The sequence below is a fragment of the Geodermatophilus sp. SYSU D01176 genome, from assembly GCF_054050015.1.
The window spans coordinates 23,388-42,566 of sequence record NZ_JBJGYN010000004.1 but is presented as its reverse complement, the minus strand read 5'-3'; the positions used below and the strand labels follow the sequence as shown (position 1 = coordinate 42,566).

20 protein-coding genes and 1 tRNA gene are annotated in these 19,179 nt (G+C 75.9%); 13 read left to right on the top strand and 8 right to left on the bottom strand.

The features are described 5' to 3' along the window. Window positions 1-16 precede the first annotated feature (16 nt). Window positions 17-586 carry a hypothetical protein gene (locus tag ACI78Z_RS04140; protein ID WP_457035252.1) on the top strand — a complete coding sequence of 190 codons (570 nt, stop codon included), beginning with the start codon at window positions 17-19 and terminating at the stop codon, window positions 584-586. Between the two features lie 543 nt (window positions 587-1,129). Here the strand turns inward: ACI78Z_RS04140 and ACI78Z_RS04135 are convergent. After that, a tRNA-Leu gene (locus ACI78Z_RS04135) sits at window positions 1,130-1,214 on the bottom strand. Between the two features lie 86 nt (window positions 1,215-1,300). Here ACI78Z_RS04135 and ACI78Z_RS04130 point away from each other — a divergent pair. After that, window positions 1,301-2,629 (top strand): M20/M25/M40 family metallo-hydrolase, encoded by a 1,329-nt coding sequence (locus ACI78Z_RS04130; protein WP_457035251.1) that lies wholly within the window; start codon window positions 1,301-1,303, stop codon window positions 2,627-2,629. Between the two features lie 6 nt (window positions 2,630-2,635). On the opposite strand, the gene ACI78Z_RS04125 is transcribed toward ACI78Z_RS04130, so the two are convergent. Then, entirely contained in the window at window positions 2,636-3,508 is an 873-nt protein-coding gene (locus ACI78Z_RS04125) for a LysR family transcriptional regulator (protein WP_457035250.1), read from the bottom strand. Window positions 3,509-3,591: 83 nt separating this feature from the next. On the opposite strand from ACI78Z_RS04125, the gene ACI78Z_RS04120 reads away from it, so the two are divergent. Both ACI78Z_RS04120 and ACI78Z_RS04115 read left to right on the top strand, forming a co-directional pair. Further along, entirely contained in the window at window positions 3,592-4,290 is a 699-nt protein-coding gene (locus ACI78Z_RS04120) for an aspartate/glutamate racemase family protein (protein ID WP_457035249.1), read from the top strand. A gap of 7 nt (window positions 4,291-4,297) precedes the next feature. After that, the gene (locus ACI78Z_RS04115; protein WP_457035248.1) at window positions 4,298-5,101 is read left to right on the top strand and encodes an SDR family oxidoreductase; all 804 of its coding nucleotides are present in this window, start codon (window positions 4,298-4,300) and stop codon (window positions 5,099-5,101) included. A 34-nt stretch (window positions 5,102-5,135) separates the two neighbouring features. On the opposite strand, the gene ACI78Z_RS04110 is transcribed toward ACI78Z_RS04115, so the two are convergent. Both ACI78Z_RS04110 and ACI78Z_RS04105 read right to left on the bottom strand, forming a co-directional pair. Continuing rightward, window positions 5,136-5,705: a class I SAM-dependent methyltransferase gene (locus tag ACI78Z_RS04110; protein ID WP_457035247.1), complete on the bottom strand. Its 570-nt coding sequence runs from the start codon at window positions 5,703-5,705 to the stop codon at window positions 5,136-5,138. Between the two features lie 163 nt (window positions 5,706-5,868). Continuing rightward, window positions 5,869-6,111: a DUF5703 family protein gene (locus tag ACI78Z_RS04105; protein WP_457035246.1), complete on the bottom strand. Its 243-nt coding sequence runs from the start codon at window positions 6,109-6,111 to the stop codon at window positions 5,869-5,871. 83 nt (window positions 6,112-6,194) lie between these two features. On the opposite strand from ACI78Z_RS04105, the gene ACI78Z_RS04100 reads away from it, so the two are divergent. Continuing rightward, window positions 6,195-6,461 carry a hypothetical protein gene (locus ACI78Z_RS04100; RefSeq protein WP_457035245.1) on the top strand — a complete coding sequence of 89 codons (267 nt, stop codon included), beginning with the start codon at window positions 6,195-6,197 and terminating at the stop codon, window positions 6,459-6,461. A gap of 17 nt (window positions 6,462-6,478) precedes the next feature. On the opposite strand, the gene ACI78Z_RS04095 is transcribed toward ACI78Z_RS04100, so the two are convergent. After that, the gene (locus tag ACI78Z_RS04095) at window positions 6,479-8,047 is read right to left on the bottom strand and encodes an alpha/beta hydrolase (protein ID WP_457035244.1); all 1,569 of its coding nucleotides are present in this window, start codon (window positions 8,045-8,047) and stop codon (window positions 6,479-6,481) included. 249 nt (window positions 8,048-8,296) lie between these two features. Between ACI78Z_RS04095 and ACI78Z_RS04090 the strand changes: the two genes are divergently transcribed. Then, entirely contained in the window at window positions 8,297-9,049 is a 753-nt protein-coding gene (locus tag ACI78Z_RS04090; RefSeq protein WP_457035243.1) for a DUF2470 domain-containing protein, read from the top strand. 74 nt (window positions 9,050-9,123) lie between these two features. Here the strand turns inward: ACI78Z_RS04090 and ACI78Z_RS04085 are convergent, their stop codons facing one another. Both ACI78Z_RS04085 and ACI78Z_RS04080 read right to left on the bottom strand, forming a co-directional pair. Further along, complete coding sequence (locus ACI78Z_RS04085; RefSeq protein WP_457035242.1) at window positions 9,124-11,079, bottom strand: AAA family ATPase; 1,956 nt, start codon at window positions 11,077-11,079, stop codon at window positions 9,124-9,126. Between the two features lie 73 nt (window positions 11,080-11,152). Further along, on the bottom strand, window positions 11,153-12,133 hold the full coding sequence (locus tag ACI78Z_RS04080) for an aldo/keto reductase (protein ID WP_457035241.1): 981 nt from the start codon (window positions 12,131-12,133) through the stop codon (window positions 11,153-11,155). 165 nt (window positions 12,134-12,298) lie between these two features. On the opposite strand from ACI78Z_RS04080, the gene ACI78Z_RS04075 reads away from it, so the two are divergent. From ACI78Z_RS04075 to ACI78Z_RS04055, 5 genes are all read left to right on the top strand, one after another. Continuing rightward, window positions 12,299-13,132 (top strand): undecaprenyl-diphosphate phosphatase, encoded by an 834-nt coding sequence (locus ACI78Z_RS04075; protein ID WP_457035240.1) that lies wholly within the window; start codon window positions 12,299-12,301, stop codon window positions 13,130-13,132. Window positions 13,133-13,382: 250 nt separating this feature from the next. Further along, window positions 13,383-14,084, top strand: coding sequence for a histidine phosphatase family protein (locus ACI78Z_RS04070; protein ID WP_457035239.1), 702 nt, complete (start codon window positions 13,383-13,385; stop codon window positions 14,082-14,084). A gap of 48 nt (window positions 14,085-14,132) precedes the next feature. Beyond that, a complete protein-coding gene (locus ACI78Z_RS04065; RefSeq protein WP_457035238.1) occupies window positions 14,133-14,684 on the top strand; it encodes a DUF3090 family protein in 552 nt (183 codons plus the stop codon). Window positions 14,685-14,703: 19 nt separating this feature from the next. Next, complete coding sequence (locus ACI78Z_RS04060; RefSeq protein WP_457035237.1) at window positions 14,704-15,459, top strand: SCO1664 family protein; 756 nt, start codon at window positions 14,704-14,706, stop codon at window positions 15,457-15,459. A 91-nt stretch (window positions 15,460-15,550) separates the two neighbouring features. Next, entirely contained in the window at window positions 15,551-15,937 is a 387-nt protein-coding gene (locus ACI78Z_RS04055; protein ID WP_457035236.1) for a VOC family protein, read from the top strand. 44 nt (window positions 15,938-15,981) lie between these two features. Here ACI78Z_RS04055 and ACI78Z_RS04050 read toward each other — a convergent pair whose 3' ends face one another. Beyond that, window positions 15,982-16,698: a maleylpyruvate isomerase family mycothiol-dependent enzyme gene (locus ACI78Z_RS04050; RefSeq protein WP_457035235.1), complete on the bottom strand. Its 717-nt coding sequence runs from the start codon at window positions 16,696-16,698 to the stop codon at window positions 15,982-15,984. Window positions 16,699-16,812: 114 nt separating this feature from the next. On the opposite strand from ACI78Z_RS04050, the gene mshC reads away from it, so the two are divergent. Beyond that, complete coding sequence (gene mshC / locus ACI78Z_RS04045; protein ID WP_457035234.1) at window positions 16,813-18,078, top strand: cysteine--1-D-myo-inosityl 2-amino-2-deoxy-alpha-D-glucopyranoside ligase; 1,266 nt, start codon at window positions 16,813-16,815, stop codon at window positions 18,076-18,078. Beyond that, the gene (locus ACI78Z_RS04040) at window positions 18,078-19,112 is read left to right on the top strand and encodes an HD domain-containing protein (RefSeq protein ID WP_457035233.1); all 1,035 of its coding nucleotides are present in this window, start codon (window positions 18,078-18,080) and stop codon (window positions 19,110-19,112) included. The genes mshC and ACI78Z_RS04040 overlap by 1 nt, the downstream gene beginning before the upstream one ends. Window positions 19,113-19,179 lie beyond the last annotated feature (67 nt).

Here is a 19,179-nt window from a genome sequence, read left to right as displayed (position 1 = left end):
GTAGTAGATTAGCGGTGTGGGGGTCTGGGTGATGTTGTTGGCACCTGGTCAAGCGGAGCCGTCCGGTAAGACCGTGATCCGGGGGCGCGCGGGGTTGCGCTTCGTGCTTCCTCGCCGCGCGGCCCGGCCGCGGGCCGACTCGACTCTGCGGGTGGCGCTTCGGACGACCGGCGCGACCGAGTTGCGCCTGCCCACGGGCTCGTTTCTGGCCGCGCTCTTGGCCATGCCCGAGGTGCGGGCGGTGCTGGCCGCTCCGTCGCCGGTGGCCGAGGTTCGGCTCGGCGGCGTGCCGTTTCGTCCGGGCGATTCTGTAGATGGCGCCGGTCTGGCGCTGTTGATGGCTGCCGCGGCCAACGCGGCTTGGCTGCAGCGCGGCACCAGCGTGATGAAACCAACCACTGTGCCCTCCTCAGCGGCGGCCCGGATCGCCGCTCGGGCGTCGACCTCCATCCCCGCAGGGGTGAGCACGCGCAAGCGCCAGGCGGATGCGGTCGGCGAGGGGGGCAGGGGTACCGCCGCGGTGGCCGAACGCACGGGGGTGCGGAGGCGGGCGGCCGCACCGGTCACGGCCGAGTCCCGCTCGTAGCGCACGTCGGCGGAGGTTCGGCGGCCGAACGGGCGGAGGTACTGGCTGTCCGCGACTCTGCGCTGGCCCTGGTCACGGCGGTGGTCTCCGTTGCACCAGTCGGGGGCAAGTCGTCGCCGCGGGCGGCGATCAGCCGGAGCACCAGGGGACCGGCGCCGAGGTCGCGCAGGTCCACCGTCACGCGAGCGCCGGTGGCCACAACCAACGCGACTTCCATGGTCGTCGGCTGCGCCGGTCCGGGGGCGGGTGGCACGGAAGTAGGGGCCGTGGAGGGGGTGATCCGGGCGTTGATCGGTCGATCCCGGGTGTCCGGGGCTGCGGCTCGGACACCCGGGCGGTGTCGGTGGGCGAAGCCGGCCAACGACGGACCGGCGGAGGGTGGCGCGACGGACCGCCGAGCCGCTGCATTTGAGGTTGGACCGGCGTCGCCCCGGCCGTGTGCCGCGGTGTTCAAGTAGCCGCGAGCGGTGTTCAAGGGGCCGGGAAGGGACCCCGCGGCCGGGGCAGGTGCCCCGTTGCCCGGGGCAGCCGCCCCGGGATGGGTGTCCGAGGGGGGACTTGAACCCCCACGCCCGATAAAGGGCACTAGCACCTCAAGCTAGCGCGTCTGCCATTCCGCCACCCGGACAGGTGGGCCGCTCTCGCGAGCGCCGGGAGCCAGCATAACCGAGCCTCGGCCGGGCTCTGCAGACCCCCGGTGGCACGATCGTCGGCATGTCCGAGACCACCCCCGCCCCCCTCGCGCGAGCCCAGGACGAGGTCGCGGAGCTGCTGTCCGACCTCCTCCGCATCGACACCACCAACACCGGCGACACCGCCACCGGCAAGGGCGAGCGGGCGGCGGCGGAGTGGGTGGCCGGCAAGCTCGACGAGGTGGGGATCGCCAGCACGATCCTGGAGTCCGAGCGCACCCGCGCCAGCCTGGTCGCCCGCATTCCCGGTCAGGACGGCAGCCGGCCCGCCCTGCTGGTCCACGGCCACCTGGACGTCGTCCCCGCCGACCCGGCCGAGTGGAGCGTGCACCCCTTCTCCGGCGAGGAGCGCGACGGCTACGTCTGGGGCCGCGGCGCGGTCGACATGAAGGACATGGACGCGATGACCCTCGCGCTCGTCCGCGACTGGGCGCGCACCGGCGTCCGGCCGCCGCGGGACGTCGTCCTCGCCTTCGTCGCCGACGAGGAGGCCGGCGGCAAGCTCGGCGCCCGCTACCTGGTCGACGAGCACCCCGACCTGTTCGACGGCTGCACCGAGGCGATCAGCGAGGTCGGCGGCTTCTCCATCACCGTCCGCGACGACCTGCGCCTCTACCTCGTCCAGACGGCCGAGAAGGGCCTGGCCTGGATGCGGCTGACCGCCGGCGGCCGGCCCGGGCACGGCTCGTTCGTGCACGACGACAACGCCGTCACGCGGCTCTGCGCGGCCGTCGCCCGGCTCGGCGCGGCCCGGCTGCCCACGACGCTCACCCCGCCGATGCGCCAGTTCCTCGCCGCCGTCGAGGAGGCCTACGGCATCGAGATCGACCCCGACGAGCCCGAGCAGGCCCTGGCCCGGCTGGGCAGCATCAGCCGGATGATCGGCGCGGCCCTGCGCAACACGGTCAACCCGACCATGCTCGACGCCGGCTACAAGGCCAACGTCATCCCCGGCACCGCGAGCGCCACCGTCGACGGCCGCTTCCTCTACGGGCAGGAGGAGGAGTTCGAGCGCCAGCTGGCCGGCCTCGTCGGCGAGGGCGTGCAGCGCGAGTGGCTCGTCCACGACCAGGCCGTGGAGACGACGTTCGACGGCCCGCTGGTCGACGCGATGGTGGCCGCGCTGAAGGCCGAGGACGACGGCGCCCGCCCGGTGCCGTTCACCATGAGCGGCGGCACCGACGCCAAGAGCTTCGAGCGCCTGGGCATGCGCTGCTTCGGCTTCTCCCCGCTGCGCCTGCCGCCGGACCTGGACTTCGCCTCGCTGTTCCACGGCATCGACGAGCGGGTGCCGGTGGCGTCGCTGCGCTTCGGCATCCGGGTCCTCGACCGGTTCCTGCGCGCCCGCTGACGCCGCTCAGGCCGCGGCGCGCAGCGCGGCCAGCAGGGCGGCGACGCCGGGCACCCGCCGGGCGTCCGGGCGCGCCAGCGTCTCGACCACCCGGCCGTCGACGTCGGGCAGGTCGACGGCGACCACCCCGGGCTGCGTGCTCGCCGCCAGGGCCCAGCTCGGCAGCAGTGCCACGCCGAGCCCCTGGGCCACCAGGCGCTGGACGACGACGTGGTCGTCGGTGGCGAAGCGGACGTCGGGGGTGAAGCCGGCCCGCCGCGCGCAGCGCAGCAGGTGACCGCGGCAGCGCACGCACCCGGCGATCCACGGCTCGTCGCGCAGGTCGGCCAGGGTCGCGGGCAGCGGCCACCCCGCCCGGACGACGGCCCGCACCGGGTGGCGCGCCAGCGGCTCGCGCAGCAGGTCGCCGGGGACCGCGTCCTCGTCGTCCTCGTGGCGGAACACCAGCGCCACGTCCGCCGCGCCGCTGCGCACCGCCGCCTCGGCCTCCGGCGGTTCCTGCTCGGTGAAGTGCACCTGCAGGGCCGGCGCCCGCTCGCGCAGCGCGACCAGCGCGGGCGGCAGCAGGACCGCCGCGGCCGTCGGGAAGGCGGCCAGCCGCACCGTGCCCGCGGCCAGGCCGGTCAGCGCCGCGATCTCCTGCTCCGCCGCGGCCAGCCGGTCGGCGACCCCCTCGGCGTGCCGCAGCAGGACCCGGCCGGCCTCGGTCAGTGCCACACCCCGGCCCTGCCGCAGCACGAGGGCCGTGCCCGTCTCGCGCTCCAGCCGCCGGACCTGCTGGCTCACCGCCGGCTGCGTCCAGCCCAGCGCGCGGGCCGCGCCGGCCAGCGACCCGGCGCGGGCGACCGCACGGAAGACGAGCACCCGGCGCGGATCCACGGTCCGACATCCAAGCACCGCTTGGGTCAGCATGTCGACATCCCGGCCTGGACGGCACCCTGCCCGGCGGCGAGCCTGGGTGCATGAGGACGATCGGGCTGCTGGGCGGGATGAGCTGGGAGTCGACGGCGCTGTACTACCGCACCGCCAACGAGCTGGTGCGGGAACGGCTGGGCGGGCTGGCCAGCGCGTCGCTGCTGGTGCGCAGCCTGGACTTCCGTGCCATCCGGGCGTGCCAGCTGGAGGACCGCTGGGACGACGCGGCCGCGCTGCTGGCGACCGAGGCGCGGGCCCTGGAGTCCGCCGGTGCCGACCTGGTGCTGCTGTGCACCAACTACATGCACCGGACGGCGCCGGCGATCGAGGCGGCCCTGAGCGTGCCGTTCCTGCACATCGCCGACCCGGTGGCCGCCGCCGCGCCCGGCCCCACGATCGGCCTGCTGGGCACGGCGGGCACCGTGCGGGCGCCGTTCCTCCGCGACCGCCTGGCGGCTGCCGGCCTCGGCGTGCTGGTGCCGCCGGAGGACGACGTCGACCGCGTGGATGCCGCGATCTTCGACGAGCTGTGCCGGGGCGTGCTGTCCGAGGGTACCCGCGCCGACCTGCGCGCCGTCGTCCGCCGGCTCGCCGAGCGGGGGGCCGACGCCGTGGCGCTGTGCTGCACCGAGCTCGAGCTGCTGCTCGGCCCCGGGGACGGCCCGGTGCCGCTGCTGCCCTCGGCCCGGCTGCACGTGACCGCGGCCGTCGACGCCGCGCTCGCCCCGCGGCCGGCCGTGGTCTGATGGCCGGGTGACCGCCCCCACACCGCGCCCCGGTTCCGTCGCACTGATCACCGGAGGGACCGGCGGCTTCGGCCGCGCCCTCGCCGCCAAGCTCCGCGAGTGGGAGGTCACCGTCGTCCTCGCCGACCTCGACAGCGAGCGGGCGCGCGCCACCGCCGCCGACCTGGGCGCGGATTTCGAGGTCCTCGACGTCACCGACCGCGTGGCCAACGCCGCCCTGGTGGAACGCGTCGAGGCCCGGCACGGCCGGCTGGACGCCGCCTACCTCAACGCCGGCATCTCCGCGGCCAAGAGCGACGACGAGGTCGACCTCGACGAGTTCCTGCACGTGGTCGACGTCGACCTGTTCGGCGTCGTCTACGGCGCGCTCGCCGCCCGGCCGGCGCTCCGGCGGGCCGGCGGCGGCGCCATCGTCGTCACCGCGTCCCTGGCCGGGCTCTCGCCGATGGCGACCGACCCCGGTTACAGCGTCGCCAAGAGCGGCGCGATCGCCTTCGTCCGGTCGATGGCGCCGCGGCTGGCCCGCGAGGGGACGACGATCACCGCGATCTGCCCGGGCTTCGCCGACACCGCGATCATCGACCGGATCCGCGACCAGTTCACGCAGGCCGGCTTCCCGGTGCTGTCGGCCGAGGAGGTCGCCGACGCGATGCTCATGGCCTGGACGTCGGGGGAGCCGGGCGCGGCCTACGTCGTCCAGCCCGGCGTCGGCACCGTGCCCTACCGGTTCAAGGGCGTGCCCAGTGCGAGGACCGGGAGCGGCGAGACCGCCGTCGTCCCCGAGGCGCTGCGCCCGCCGTCGATGCGCTGATCCTCGATGCGCTGATCCTCGATGCGCTGGGCCGTCAGGTGGCGTCGGCGCGGCAGGCGTACAGGAACGCCGGCGGCACGTTCCAGGGCGTGATCTTCTGCTGCACCGACGGGAACCGCCGCCGCAGCTCGCGCAGGATCAGCGGCGAGTACTGGATCACCAGCAGCACCCCGCCGGGCGCCAGCGTGACCGGCAGCAGGTCCAGCACCCGGCGGCGCAGCGCGGCGTCGAAGGAGGTGTAGGGCAGCGCGGAGACCAGCACGTCGGCCCGCTTGCCACCCAGGTGGGCGTCGAGGTTCTCCGCCGAGTCGCACACCACCTGCAGCCGGGGGTCGTCGTAGCGCTCCTCGAGCAGCTTGGCCAGGTCCGGGTCGATCTCCAGGGCCACCAGCCGCGCGCCGGGGGCGAGCCGGGCGAGGATCTCGCCGGTCTGCACCCCGGTGCCCGCGCCGAGCTCCACGACCAGCTCGGCGCGGGGGACGTCGGCCAGGTCCAGCATGTCGCGGACGGCCCAGCGTGAGGTCGGCAGGACCGCCCCCACCTGCCGCGGGTTCGCCACGAAGGCGCGCAGGAACCGGAACCGGTCGGTCAGGGTCTCTCTCATGCCGTCCTTCCCCGGCCGCCCGGGCCGGCGGCGTCCACCGACCCTCGCACGCCGGTGCGGTGGCAGCGACCGCAACCCCCGGACACGGCCCGGCCCCGGACGTCGTCGTCGGTGACCGGTTCGTCCGCGCGTGGACGGCCCGGCGCGGCGCCGTCCTCGGGGCTCAGATGTGCGGCTTGGGCAGGTAGGACAGCCGGGCCCGGCGGCGCAGGATCACCTTGCGCGTGCCGTCGGGGTGCAGCTGCAGCCGGGCGAGTTCCCAGCCGCCGGTGTCCGCCTGCAGGCTCAGCATGGTCGCCGCCGCGGATCGGGACGTGCCCGGTGGGATCCGCAGCGGCGCGAACTCGTACTCCCCGGCGACCGCCTCCATCCCGCCGATTGTGCCCGCCCGACGCCCGGCGGTCATGTGGCCGTCGCCTCCCGGTCTGCCCGGCGTTGCCGTGGGCGGCAGGATGGGGGCGAACCGACCCCGACGACACGGAGGACGACGTGACCGCCCCCGGCAACGACGTGCCCGACGCCGACCGCGCCGAGCAGGAGTCCCCGCTCGACCCGCCGGTCGTCGCCCTCGCCGGTGACGCCACCCCGCCGGGGGAGGGCGTGCCCGAGGCCGACGCGCTCGAGCAGCAGCTGGCCGCCCGCCCGGGGGAGGCCGGCAGCCCGCTGCGCCCGGTCGGCGACCGCGAGGCCGACGCCGCCGACGTCCTCGAGCAGGAGGCCGTCGTGCCCGTCGACGAGGACGACGCCCCCCTGTAGCCCGGCGCCCCGGTGCCTCAGGGCAGCAGGCCGGCCAGCGCCTGCGCGGCCGCGGTGGCCGGCACCGGCACCGGCGACTGGAGGACCGTCTCCTGGCGGCAGACGGTGCCCGCGGCGGGCAGCGTGCCGCCGACCAGGTAGGCCTGCGTGTTGCTGTCGATGCAGGCGGAGTTGCCGCCGTAGGCGGTGTGCCCGTCCCCCTCCATCGTCAGCAGTCGTGCGTTCCCCAGTGCCTCGACCATCTTCACCGACCCCGAGTACGGCGTGGCCGGGTCGTAGGTGGTGCCGATGACCAGCGGCGTCGGCGAGGCCTCGGGGAGGTCGAACGGCCCGGCGAAGGCGTCCTCGTCCTCGACCGGCCACAGCGCCCACGGGATCTCGGCGTAGGCGAAGCTGCCCCAGAAGTGCGGGAAGGCGGCCCACTCCGCGGCACCGCGCTCCAGGTAGGCGTCGACGTCCGCCGGCCACTGCTGCTCGCCGGCCGAGATGGCGAGGAAGCGGTCCTTGGACGCCCGGTCGGCGTAGACGATCCGGTCCAGCAGCGCCCGGAGCGTCGAGCCGTCACCGGTCGCCGCCGGGGACAGCCCCGCAGCGAGCAGCCCCCACGCCCGCTTGGCGTAGAGCAGGGTCGCGGTCAGCTCGCGGATGTCGTCCGCGGTCACCGGCCGCGGGTCCTCGAGGTAGCCGGGGGCCGGGATGGGTGCCGCCTCGGCCGCCGCGAGCAGGCGGTCGTAGGCCAGCAGCGGATCGGTGCCGCCGAAGCCGGAGCAGGCGGCCTGGTCGAGGGCGCAGTCCTCGGCGAACCGGTCGAGGGCGCGCTCGAAGCCGGCCGCCTGCGCGGTGCTCAGGGACACGGGGTCGGTCAGGTACTCCGCCGGGTCGAGCGCGCCGTCCAGCACGAGTGCGCGATACCGGTCGGGGAAGAGGGCGGCGTAGGTGGCGCCGAGGACGGTGCCGTAGGAGAACCCGAGGTAGGTCAGCCGCTCGTCGCCGACGGCCGAGCGCAGCAGGTCCATGTCCCGGGCCACGTTCGCGGTGGAGAGGTGCGCGAGGAACTCCCCGTTGTTCGCCAGACAGGCGTCGACGTGGGCCCGGGCGCTCGCGAGCAGCGCAGCCGGGTCCACGTCGAGCGGGGTGGGCCAGGGCTGCGCGAAGAAACCCTCGGTCTCCGGGTCGAGCCGGCAGTCGACGGCCGGGGCGCTCTGACCGACGCCGCGCGGGTCGAAGCCGACGATGTCGAACCGTTGGTTGAGCCCGGCCAGCCGGCCCGCGCCGGTGGCCTGGAGCCGGGCCACCGCGGGACCGCCCGGCCCGCCGAAGTTGATGAACAGCGAGCCGATCCGGTTCGCCGGGTCGGTGGCCGGCACCCGGGCGAGGGCGATCCGGATTCTCTCGCCGTCCGGCTCGTCGTGGTCCATCGGCAGGTCGGCGGTGGCGCACTGCACGCCGGCCGCCGTCCCGGCCGCCGCCGTCCCGCAGGCGGCCCAGGTCAGCTGGGGGACCGTGCCGGGCAGCGGTTGGGCCGCGGGGGCGGCGCCGGCGACCGCGGTCCCGGCGCCGGAGACGAGGACGGCGACGGCCGCCACGACGAGCGTTCGACGACACCTGGCCATGGACCCCAGCCCCCGGAGGACGGCAGGGCGCCACGGAGCCGGCGCCCCGTGCACGGCGGTCATGGAACACCCGCGCCGATCCCGCGGGCAACGGCCGCGGACCCGCCGTCCCGCCGTCCCGCCGTCCCGCCGCCCGGCGCCTCGCGGGCGGCACGCCGGGGAGCTACCGCCGACGCGTCGGTCAGGTTAGGCTCGCCTAACCACCTGATCGAGGGAGCCCCCGTGACGACGAGCCCCGCCGCGCCCAGCTTCCGGGGCGATGCCGCCGAGCGCGCCCGCACCGTCGCCAGCCGCAGCTCCGCCGCGCTGTGCGTCCGCGGGCTCGACGCCGGCCGTCCGCTGGCGCACGCGACCACCGCCACGGGCGCGACCTACGTGCTGGTCCCCACCGGCGGCGAGGTCGACGCCGCGCTCGCCGGGCGGGACGACCTCACCGCCGTCCTGATGGTCAGCGACCGGGCCCCGGTGCCGTTGCGGGACCCGCTGCGCGCCCAGGTGTGGCTCTCCGGCTGGCTCGCCCCGGTGCACCCGACCGCCCGGCGGGGCGCGCTGCTCGCCTTCGCCGAGACCCGTCCGGTCGGGTCGCTGCTCGACGTCGGCGCGGGCGCGACGCTGCTGCGGCTGGACGTCGCCGAGGTGGTGCTGCGGGAGGGGGAGCGCTGCACCGAGGTGGGCCCGCAGGACTACGCCGCGGCCCGGCCGGACCCGCTGGCCGCGGTCGAGGCGCGGATGCTGCAGCACCTCGACCGCGACCACCCCGAGGTCCTCGACCTGCTGCGCGGCCGCATCCCGGCCGGCGACCTCGGCCCGCGCGACGTCGTCCGCCCGCTCGGCCTGGACCGCTTCGGCTACCGGCTGCGCATCGAGCGCCCGGCCGGCCACCGCGACCTGCGGATGCCGTTCCCGCGGCCGCTGACCTGCCCGGGCCAGCTGCAGGCGGCCACCCGGCAGCTGATCTGCGCCGCCCGCGGCTGACCGGGTGCCTTTCGCGCGCGAAAGGCACCTGATGCCCCCGGGTGCGTTTCGCGCGCGAAAGGCACCCGGGGGCATCAGGAGAGGTCGGCCAGCAGCTGCGCCAGCCGGGTGCGCCGCGGCCGGACGTCGACCTGGCTCACCGCCCGGGCCAGCGCCGCCCCGGAGGCGTGCACGATCGACAGGTGCCGCTGGGCCCGGGTCAGCGCGGTGTAGACCAGCGGCCGCGACAGCATCCCCCCGGCCTCCGGCGGCAGGACGACGACCACGCCGGGCCACTCCGAGCCCTGCGCGCGGTGCACGGTGATCGCCCAGCCGTGCCGCAGGTCGCTCATCGCCGACCCGCTGACCGTCACCGGCCCGGAGGCGAAGTCGACGTCGAGGGTGCCGTCGCCGGTGCCGGTAACCACGCCGACCTCGCCGTTGGCGAACCCGATCGGCTCGAGGTCCAGGTGGTTGGCGGTGGCCACCACCCGGTCGCCGACGTCGAAGCCCCACACCGTGCCGTCGCCTGGGTTCAGCTGCGCCTTGAGCGCCTTGTTCAGCTCGATCGTGCCGGCCGGGCCGCGGTGCACGGGGGTGACGACCTGCACCGTCGCCGGGTCGATCTTCAGCGCCCGCGGGATGGAGTCGGTGACCAGCTGCACCACCCGCCTGGCCGCCTCCCCGCTGCCGGCGGCCGGGACGACGACGACCTCGCGGTCGGGGGAGTCCACCGGCGGCAGCTCCCCGGCCCGGACGGCGTTGGCCAGCCGCGCGATCGCCCCGCCCTCCGCCTGCCGGTAGAGGGTGGTCAGCTCGGTGACCGGCACGACGCCCGAGTCGATGAGGTCGCCCAGCACGTGGCCCGGGCCGATCGAGGGCAGCTGCGCCGGGTCACCGACCAGCAGCAGGTGGGTGCCGTCCGGGCAGGCCTCCAGCAGCGCCGCGGTCAGCTCCACGTCGAGCATCGAGGCCTCGTCGACCACCACGACGTCGGCGTCCAGCGGCCACTCCTCGTTGCGGGCGAACCCGCCGGAGGTGCCCTGCGCGCCGAGCAGCCGGTGCACGGTCACGGCCGGGTGGTCGGTCAGCTCCTCCAGCCGCTTGGCCGCCCGCCCGGTGGGGGCGGCCAGCGCCACCTCGGTGCCCTTGGACTGCAGCAGCTTGACAACGGCGGCCACCGTGCGGCTCTTGCCGGTCCCGGGCCCGCCGGTCAGCAGCGAGACGCCGGCACCCAGCACCTGCGCGACCGCCTGCTTCTGCGCGTCGTCCAGCCCTTTGGCCACCGCGCGGACGGCGGCGGGGTCGGCGATCCGCTCGGCGGTGGCGGCCAGCCGGGCGACGTTCTCCGCCACCGCCTCCTCGGCCATGCCGTAGCGGGCCAGCGACAGCATGCGCAGCGCGGGGTCGGGCTCGGGCAGCTCCTCGAGACCGGCGTCCTCGTCGTGCTCCGGCTCCGGCGGCCCGTGCTCGAGCACCTCGCCGGACTCGACGGCCGCCACGATCGCCGCGGCCGGGTCGGCGACGCCCTCGGCGCGCAGCGCGGCGGCCACCAGGTCGGCGGGGAGCACGGTGTGCCCGTCGCGGGTCGCCGTCCGCAGGGTCTGGGCGACGATCGCCCGGCCGCGGCGGGTGTCCTGCCGGTCCGCGCCGGGCAGGACGGCGATCGCCAACCGGTCGGCGTCGCCGAGGGTGACCCCGGTCAGGCCCAGCAGCGCCCACGGGTCGTCGCGCAGCCGGCGGGCGGCGTCGTTGCCCAGCGCGTCGGCGGCGGTCGAGGCGAGCTTCGCGTCCAGGCCGGCGCCGACCAGCAGCGCCACGACCTCGTAGGTGGGCTGCGCGGACAGGAAGCCGGAGAAGAGGCGCTCGGCGCGCTGCCGGCCCACGCGGGGCAGCTTCAGCAGCCGGTCCGCGGTGACGTCGTCGGGGGAGGTGATGCCCGCGGCGGGCAGCTCGGCGGCCGCGCGCTTGCCCAGGCCCGGCCACAGGCCGGCGGCGCAGAAGGCGGCGAAGACCGGGTCGGCGCCCGGCGTGGCCGGGGCGGCGGTCACGACGCCTCCTCGATGGCGCTCGTCGGTGCCGTGACCGTCGGTGCCGCGCTCCTGGGTGAGCTCGCGAGCTCGCTCACCGGTCGTACCGCCGCTCGGGGTAGCCGAAGTAGGGCGCCGAGACGTCCTCCAGCGCGGTGCGGATCGCCGCGGGCAGCCGCACGGCCTCGGCCTCCAGCGAGGACTGCAGCTGCTGCGCGGTGCGCGCGCCGACCACCGGGGCGGTGACGCCGGGCCGGTCGCGCACCCAGGCCAGCGCCACGGCCAGCGGCGTCGTGCCCAGCCCGTCGGCGGCGGTGACCACGGCCTCGACGATCCGGTCGGCGGTGGCCGAGCGCAGCCCGTCGATGAAGCCCTGCCACTGCGGGGACGCGCCGCGGGACTCCGCCGGCGGGCCCTGCCGGTACTTGCCGGTGAGCAGCCCGCGGCCCAGCGGGGACCAGGCCAGCACCCCGAGCCCCAGCGCCTCCGCGGCGGGCACGACCTCGCGCTCGACGCCGCGCTGCAGCAGCGAGTACTCGACCTGGGTGCTGACCACCGGCACCCGGCCGGGCCAGGCCCGCTGCCAGGTGACCGCCTGCGCGGTCTGCCAGCCGGTGAAGTTGCTGATGCCCACGTAGCGCACCCGGCCGGAGGAGACAGCGGTGTCGCAGGCGGCGAGGGTCTCCTCCAGCGGGGTCGTGTCGTCCCAGGAGTGCAGCTGCCACAGGTCGACGTGATCGGTGCCCAGGCGCTCCAGCGAGGCGTCGAGCGCGGCAAGCAGGTGGCCGCGGGAGGCGCCGCGGCCCATCGGCCCCGGCGCGGTGCGCCCGACGGCCTTGGTGGCGACTAGCACGTCGGAGCGGGGGACGACGTCGGCCAGCAGCCGGCCCAGGAGGCGCTCGCTCTCCCCGTCGCAGTAGACGTCGGCGGTGTCGACCAGCGTGCCGCCGGCGTCGACGAACGCCGTCAGCTGCATCGCGGCCTCGTCCTCGTCGGTGTCCCGGCCCCAGGTCATGGTGCCCAGTGCCAGGCGCGAGACCACCAGGCCGCTGCGGCCGAGTGCGCGTTGTTCCACGGGAGGCCAACCTACCGGCGGGGCCCGACGAGAGCCGGGGACCGCGGTGCGTCCCTGCGCGCCGCACCCGGCCGGTGCCTGCCGCCGCTTAGGGTGGCCTCCCGTGCTCCGGAGACCCGCCCCCGCCGCCCGTCCCCGCCCCGACCGACCGGGGTGCAGCGGGCGATGAGCTGGATCGAGGCCGTCGTCCTGGGGCTGGTCCAGGGGCTGACGGAGTTCCTGCCCATCTCCTCCAGCGCGCACCTGCGGGTGGTGGGGGAGGCCTTCGGCTGGGGTGACCCCGGTGCGGCGTTCACGGCGATCACCCAGATCGGCACCGAGGCCGCGGTGCTGCTGTACTTCCGCCGCGACATCGGCCGGATCATCAGCGCCTGGGTCCGGTCGCTGGGCGACCGCGCGATGCGCAGCGACCCCGACGCCCGGATGGGCTGGCTGATCATCGTGGGCACCCTGCCGATCGGCGTCCTCGGCCTGCTGTTCCAGGACCGCATCGAGACGACCTTCCGCGACCTGCGCGTCGTCGCGATCGCGCTGGTCGCCTTCTCGCTGGTGCTCTACTGGGCCGACCGGGTGGGGCGCAAGAAGCGGGAGCTGGACCAGCTGACCGTCGGGCACGGCATCGCCTTCGGGTTCGCCCAGGCCATGGCGCTCGTGCCCGGCGTCTCCCGCTCCGGCGGCACGATCACCATGGGCCTGTTCCTCGGCTACTCGCGGGCCGCCGCGGCGCGGTACTCCTTCCTGCTCGCCGTCCCCGCCGTCCTGGCGTCGGGGTTCTTCCAGGTCTCCGAGGCGCTCACCGGCGGGATCGCGGGAGAGGCGGTCTCCTGGGGGCCGACGATCCTGGCGACGGTGCTGGCCTTCGGCGTCGGCCTGGTCGTCATCGCGTGGCTGCTGCGCTACCTCGACCGCGGCAGCTTCACGCCGTTCGTCGTCTACCGGGTGCTGCTCGGGCTGCTCATCCTCGCCCTCGTCGGCGCCGGGGTCCTCGCCCCGCAGTGAGGACCGGCCGGGGCCGGTCGCGCCGAGCCCTCTCGCCGAGTCGATCACGGGGTCGTGGCAGCGGGACACGCTCGACACGGCGGATCTCCCGGCAACGACCCCATGATCGACAGCGGGCGGTGGGGGCAGCCTTCCTGCAGGGGCCCGCGGCGAGCTCGCGGGGCGTGGGGGGCAGCGGAAGGACCCCGTCCTCCCCACCCTTCGCAGGCTCAGGGCGGGACCCGGGGGCGGAGCCATAGGCTCGGGCGTCGTGACCACCGTTCTCCTCCTGCGGCACGGCCGGACGACGGCCAACGCCGGCGGCGTCCTGGCCGGCTGGACCCCGGGCGTGCAGCTCGACGAGACCGGCTCCCTGCAGGCGAAGGCGGTGGGGGAGCGGCTGGCGCCGGTGCCCCTGGCCGCCGTCGTCAGCAGCCCGCTGGAGCGCTGCCGGCAGACCGCCGCCGCCGTCCTCGCCGGGCGCGACCTGGAGCCGGCCACCGACGAGCGGCTGGGTGAGGCCCGCTACGGCGACTGGACCGGCCGCCCGCTCAAGGAGCTGGTCAAGGAGCCGCTGTGGAAGGTCGTGCAGCAGCACCCGTCGGCCGCGGTGTTCCCGGGGCCGGAGGGGGAGGGGCTGGCGCACACCCAGGCCCGCGCGGTCGCCGCCGTCCGCGAGTGGAACGCGCGGCTGGGACCGGACGCCGTCTGGCTGGCCTGCAGCCACGGCGACGTCATCAAGGCCGTGCTCGCCGACGCCCTGGGGCTGCACCTGGACCAGTTCCAGCGGATCGTCGTCGACCCCGCGTCGCTCTCGGTGGTGACCTACACCGACACCCGCCCGTTCGTGGTGCGCATGAACGACACCGGTGGGGACGTCGCCGCGCTGGTCCCGCCGAAGAGGAAGGGCCGGCGCCGCCGGACGGCCGACTCCGACGCCGTCGTGGGGGGCGGCGCGGGCGCGACCGCCTGACCTCGCGTCCCGGGTCGCCCGACCGGTCCGCCCGCGTAACCTGGGCGCGTGCCGCGCCAGCTCCATCTCTTCGACCGCCCGTCCCGGTTCGTCGCGGGCACGGTGGGCCAGCCCGGCGACCGCACCTTCTACCTGCAGGCCGCCGACTCCTCCGGCCGCGTGGTCAGCGTGGCGCTGGAGAAGGCGCAGGTGCAGGTGCTCGCCGACCGGATGAACGAGCTGCTCGACGAGGTCGCCACCCGCCCGGGCACCGTGATCCCGCCGGACGCCGAGGTCGACGACCTGGAGCCGCTCACCGCCCCGGTCGACGAGGAGTTCCGGGTCGCCGCGATGGGCCTGGCGTGGGACGGCGAGGCGCAGGCCGTCGTCGTCGAGGCCGTGGCCGCCGGCGACGAGCCGGTCGAGGAGGACGTCATCCTCTCCGACAGCGACGAGGGCCCCGACGCGCTGCGGGTGACCATCACCCCCGCCGCCGCTCGCGCCTTCGTCGTCCGCGCCCGCCGCGTCGTGGCCGCCGGCCGCCCGGCCTGCCCGCTGTGCTCCCTCCCGCTGGACCCCGCCGGGCACGTGTGCCCGCGCCAGAACGGCTACCGCCGCTGAGCCCCGTGCCGCTGCCCCGATGACCGAGCGACCCGCCGACCCGGCCGCGGGTCTGCGCCCCCCCGCCGACGACGCCGAGGCGCGCACCCTGCTGATCGAGGGCGAGATCGACCTCGAGGGCCGGATGCTCGACGCCAGCAACGTCACGCTGGTCGGCTACGTCCGCACCGACGAGCTCGAGGCCGAGTGCGTCTACAAGCCGGTCGCCGGCGAGCGGCCGCTGTGGGACTTCCCCGACGGCACCCTCGCCGGCCGCGAGGTCGCGGCGGCGCTGGTGTCGGAGGCCACCGGCTGGCGGGTGGTGCCGCCGACGGTGCTGCGCGACGGCCCGTTCGGCCCCGGCATGGTGCAGCTGTGGGTGGACGGCGACCCCGACGTCGACCTCGCCGGCTTCGTCCGCTCCGACCACCCCGGCCTGCGCCGCATGGCCGTCTTCGACGCCGTCGTCAACAACGCCGACCGCAAGGGCGGGCACATCATCCCTACGTCCGGCGGGCACGTGTACGGCGTCGACCACGGCATCTGCTTCTCCGTCGACCCCAAGCTGCGCACCCTGCTGTGGCGCTGGGCCGGCCAGCCGCTGCCGGCCGAGGCGCTCGAGGTGCTGGAGCGGCTCGGCGGCGAGCTGCTCGGCGACCTCGGCGAACTGCTGCACGAGCACCTGACCCGCCGCGAGGTGCGCCGCACCCAGCAGCGGGTCGCCGAGCTGCTGCGCACCGGCCGGTACCCGCAGCCCAGCGGCGACTGGCCGGCCCTGCCCTGGCCGCCCTTCTGAGTGCCCGGACGGCGAGATCGCCTGCTGAGGGCCCGCACGGCGAGACCGGCGATCTCGCCCGGGGACGCCGGGGGCCACTACGTTGCCGCCCGTGCCCCATCGCAGCCGCCTGGCCGTCCTGATGCTCGACCTGCCGCCCGAGCTGCACCCGGCCGGCCGGTCCTTCTGGTCGGCCGCCACCGGCCACCCGGTGACGCCGGACCCGTCGGACGAGCACTGGTCGTCGCTGGGGTCCTTCGCCGGCGGCTTCCACCTCGAGGTCCAGCGCACCGGGGACGGGACGCCGCCGCGGTGGCACGTCGACATCGAGACCGACGACGTGGACGCCGAGGTCGCCCGGCTGGAGGCGCTCGGCGCGACGCGGCTGGAGGACATGGGCGGGTTCTGGCAGATGAAGGACCCGGCCGGGATGGTCTTCGACGTCGTCGGCGTGCAGACCGGCGAGGACTTCGAGCGGCACGCCACCACCTGGCCCTGAGGGCCCCGGGTGCCTTTCGCGCGCGAGAGGCACCCGGACGGGCGCTACTCCAGCCGCACCAGGTCGACCATGGCGGCGGCCTGCAGCCCGTCGCCGTCCACGGTGAGCACCTCCAGCGGCACCCGCCGCCAGACCGCGAGCAGCAGGTCGCCCGCGGTGCCGGTGAGCCGGGCGATCGGCACCGGCCGCGTGCCCGGGAACAGCACCCGGTCCTCCCCGGCGTCCACGGCGTGCAGGACGACCGGGTGCGCGCCCTCCGGCGGCCCGTCCGGCAGCGCGCCGGGGACCATCACCTCCAGCCACTCGTCGAGCCCGTCCAGGCCGACGCGGGTCGCGATCGGGCGGACGTCGCCGAGCACCTGCTCGGCGTCGACGGTGTGCACCACGGCCTCCATCGTCTGCCGCCGCAGCACGAAGCCGACGTCCTGCCGGGGCGCCCAGGTCCACACCCGCTCGGCCGGGTCGGCGCCGTCCAGCACCGTCTCGAGCTCCGCCGACTGGCCCAGGGCGTAGCCGAGCAGCTCGTCGCCCGGACGCCGGACCGGCTCCACGTAGCCCCCGGGGTCGGTCGCGCGGGTGCGCACCACCCACGCCCAGAAGTGCTGCACCTCGGCCAGGTGCCACACCAGGTCGGCCAGCGTCCACCCGGGGCACCCGGGCACCGGCGCCTGCCAGCCGCGGGCGAGCACCGCCTCGGCGGCGACGTCGGCGAAGCGCGCGTTGCGCTCCTGCAGGACCGGCAGGTACTCGTCGAGCTCCACGGCGTCCCCCCTCGGCGGTGAGGCCCCACTCTCCCGTACGACGCGGGCGCCGGGGAGCGGTCGGCGGCCACGGGCTGCCCGGGGGGCGTCCGCCGGGCGATCTAGGCTCGTCCCGTGCTCGCCTGGCCCGCCCCGCTCCTCTCGACCCTCCCGGGCCCAGGTCCGGTCCTCAAGCTGTACGACACCGCGCGCGGCGAGGTGGTCGCCACCTCCCCGGACACCACGGCGCGGATGTACGTCTGCGGCATCACCCCCTACGACGCCACCCACCTCGGCCACGCCGCCACCTACCTGGCCTTCGACCTGGTCAACCGGGTGTGGCGGGACGCCGGCCACGCCGTCCACTACGTGCAGAACGTCACCGACATCGACGACCCGCTGCTCGAGCGGGCCGAGCGGGACGGCGAGGACTGGGTCGTGCTGGGGATGCGGGAGACCGCGCTGTTCCGGGAGGACATGACCGCGCTGCGGGTGCTGCCGCCCGACGACTACGTCGGCGCGGTGGAGTCGGTGCCGCGGATCGTCGCCCACGTCGAGTTCCTGCTCGACGAGGGGCTGGCCTACGTGCTCGACGACGGCACCGGCGACGTCTACCACGACGTCGCGCAGGCCCCCGGCTTCGGCAGCGAGTCCGGCTACGACGAGGCCACCATGCTGCGGTTCTCCGCCGAGCGCGGCGGCGACCCCGACCGCCCCGGCAAGCGCAACCGGCTCGACCCCATGCTCTGGCGCGGCGAGCGGCCGGGAGAGCCGTCCTGGCCGGGGCCGCGGGGCATCACCGGGCGCCCGGGCTGGCACGTCGAGTGCGCCACGATCGCCCTGGAGACGATCGGGATGGGCTTCGACGTCCAGGGCGGCGGCAGTGATCTGATCTTCCCGCACCACGAGTTCTCCGCCGTCCACGCCGAGGCGCTGACCGCCACCAAGCCCTTCGCCCGGGCCTACGTGCACGCGGCCATGATCGGCCTGGACGGCGAGAAGATGAGCAAGAGCCGCGGCAACCTGGTCTTCGTCTCCAAGCTGCGCGGCGAGGGCGTCGACCCGATGGCCATCCGCCTGGCGCTGCTGGCCGGCCACTACCGCACCGACCGCGCCTGGACCCCGGACCTGCTGGCCGACGCCGAGCGGCGGCTGGACACCTGGCGGCGCGCCGTGGCCCGCGACGCCGGCGCCCCCGCCGCCCCCGTGCTGCAGGGTCTGCGCGAGCGGCTCGCCGACGACCTGGACAGCCCCGGCGCCATCGCCCTGGTCGACTCCTGGGCGGCGCAGACCCTGGCCGGGGGAGCGGACCAGGAGGAGGAGTCGCCGCGCATCGTCTGCGACGCCGTGGACGCGCTGCTCGGAGTCGCCCTCGACGAGCCGGCGCCCCGGTCGCGCTGATGGGCGGGGGGTCCTTCCGCCTGGTCGGTCGGGCGGCCCGCGAGCGCGAGGAGGAGGCCCTCGCGCCGGCGGCCACCCGGTCCACGGCCACCCGCGGCCGCGCCGTCCCCGAGACCGAGGACGACCTGCGCACCGCCTTCGAGCGCGACCGCGACCGGATCCTGCACGCCAAGGCCTTCCGCCGGCTCAAACACAAGACGCAGGTCTTCCTCAACCCCGACGGCGACCACTTCGTCACCCGGCTGACCCACACGCTGCAGGTCACCCAGGTCGCCCGCTCCCTCGCCCGCGCGCTCGGCCTGAACGAGCCCCTCGCCGAGGCGATCGCGCTCGGCCACGACCTGGGCCACTCGCCGTTCGGCCACATCGGCGAGGACGCGCTGGAGCCCTACGTCCCCGGCGGCTGGCACCACGCGGCGCAGGGGGTGCGGATCGTCGAGGTGCTCGAGCACCTCAACCTGACCTGGGAGGTCCGCGACGGCATCCGGGCGCACAGCTGGAAGATCACCCCGCCGCCCACCACCCGCGAGGCGGAGTGCGTGCGCTACGCCGACCGGATCGGCTACCTGTCCCACGACGCGCTGGACGCCGTCCGTGCCGGGGTGCTGCAGGTCCGCGACCTCCCGGCCCGGGCGCGCGCCGTCTTCGGCGATCCGGGCAGCTCCATGGTGGGCGCGATGATCGACGCCGTCGTCGCCGGTTCGCTGGCCGACGGGGGAGTGGTGGTCATGGCGCCCGAGCCGCTGGAGGCCATGCACGAGCTGCGGGCCTTCATGTTCCAGCGGGTGTACGCCTCGGAGACCGCGGCCGGGCAGAAGCAGCTGGCCATCGACGTCACCCGCAGGCTCGTCGACCACCACCTGGCGCACCCCGAGCTGATCCCGCCCACCTACCGCGACACCTCCGCCGACCCGGTGACCCAGGTCGTCGACTACGTGTCGGGGATGACCGACCGGTACGCGCTGTCCACGCACGACCGGCTCTTCGACGCCGACGCGACGTCGGCCATGCGCCCGCTGCTGCGGACCCGCTGAACCCCGCCGCCGCGCCAGCGGGCCCGGTCCACGCCACCGATGACCGTTATCCCCAACTCACGGGCGA

Coding starts and splice junctions, on each gene's coding strand:
- ACI78Z_RS04130 (WP_457035251.1), top strand. CDS start 1,301: ATGTCCGAGACCACCCCCGCCCCCCTCGCGCGAGCCCAGGACGAGGTC.
- ACI78Z_RS04120 (WP_457035249.1), top strand. CDS start 3,592: ATGAGGACGATCGGGCTGCTGGGCGGGATGAGCTGGGAGTCGACGGCG.
- ACI78Z_RS04110 (WP_457035247.1), bottom strand. CDS start 5,705: ATGAGAGAGACCCTGACCGACCGGTTCCGGTTCCTGCGCGCCTTCGTG.
- ACI78Z_RS04105 (WP_457035246.1), bottom strand. CDS start 6,111: ATGACCGCCGGGCGTCGGGCGGGCACAATCGGCGGGATGGAGGCGGTC.
- ACI78Z_RS04075 (WP_457035240.1), top strand. CDS start 12,299: ATGAGCTGGATCGAGGCCGTCGTCCTGGGGCTGGTCCAGGGGCTGACG.
- ACI78Z_RS04060 (WP_457035237.1), top strand. CDS start 14,704: ATGACCGAGCGACCCGCCGACCCGGCCGCGGGTCTGCGCCCCCCCGCC.
- ACI78Z_RS04040 (WP_457035233.1), top strand. CDS start 18,078: ATGGGCGGGGGGTCCTTCCGCCTGGTCGGTCGGGCGGCCCGCGAGCGC.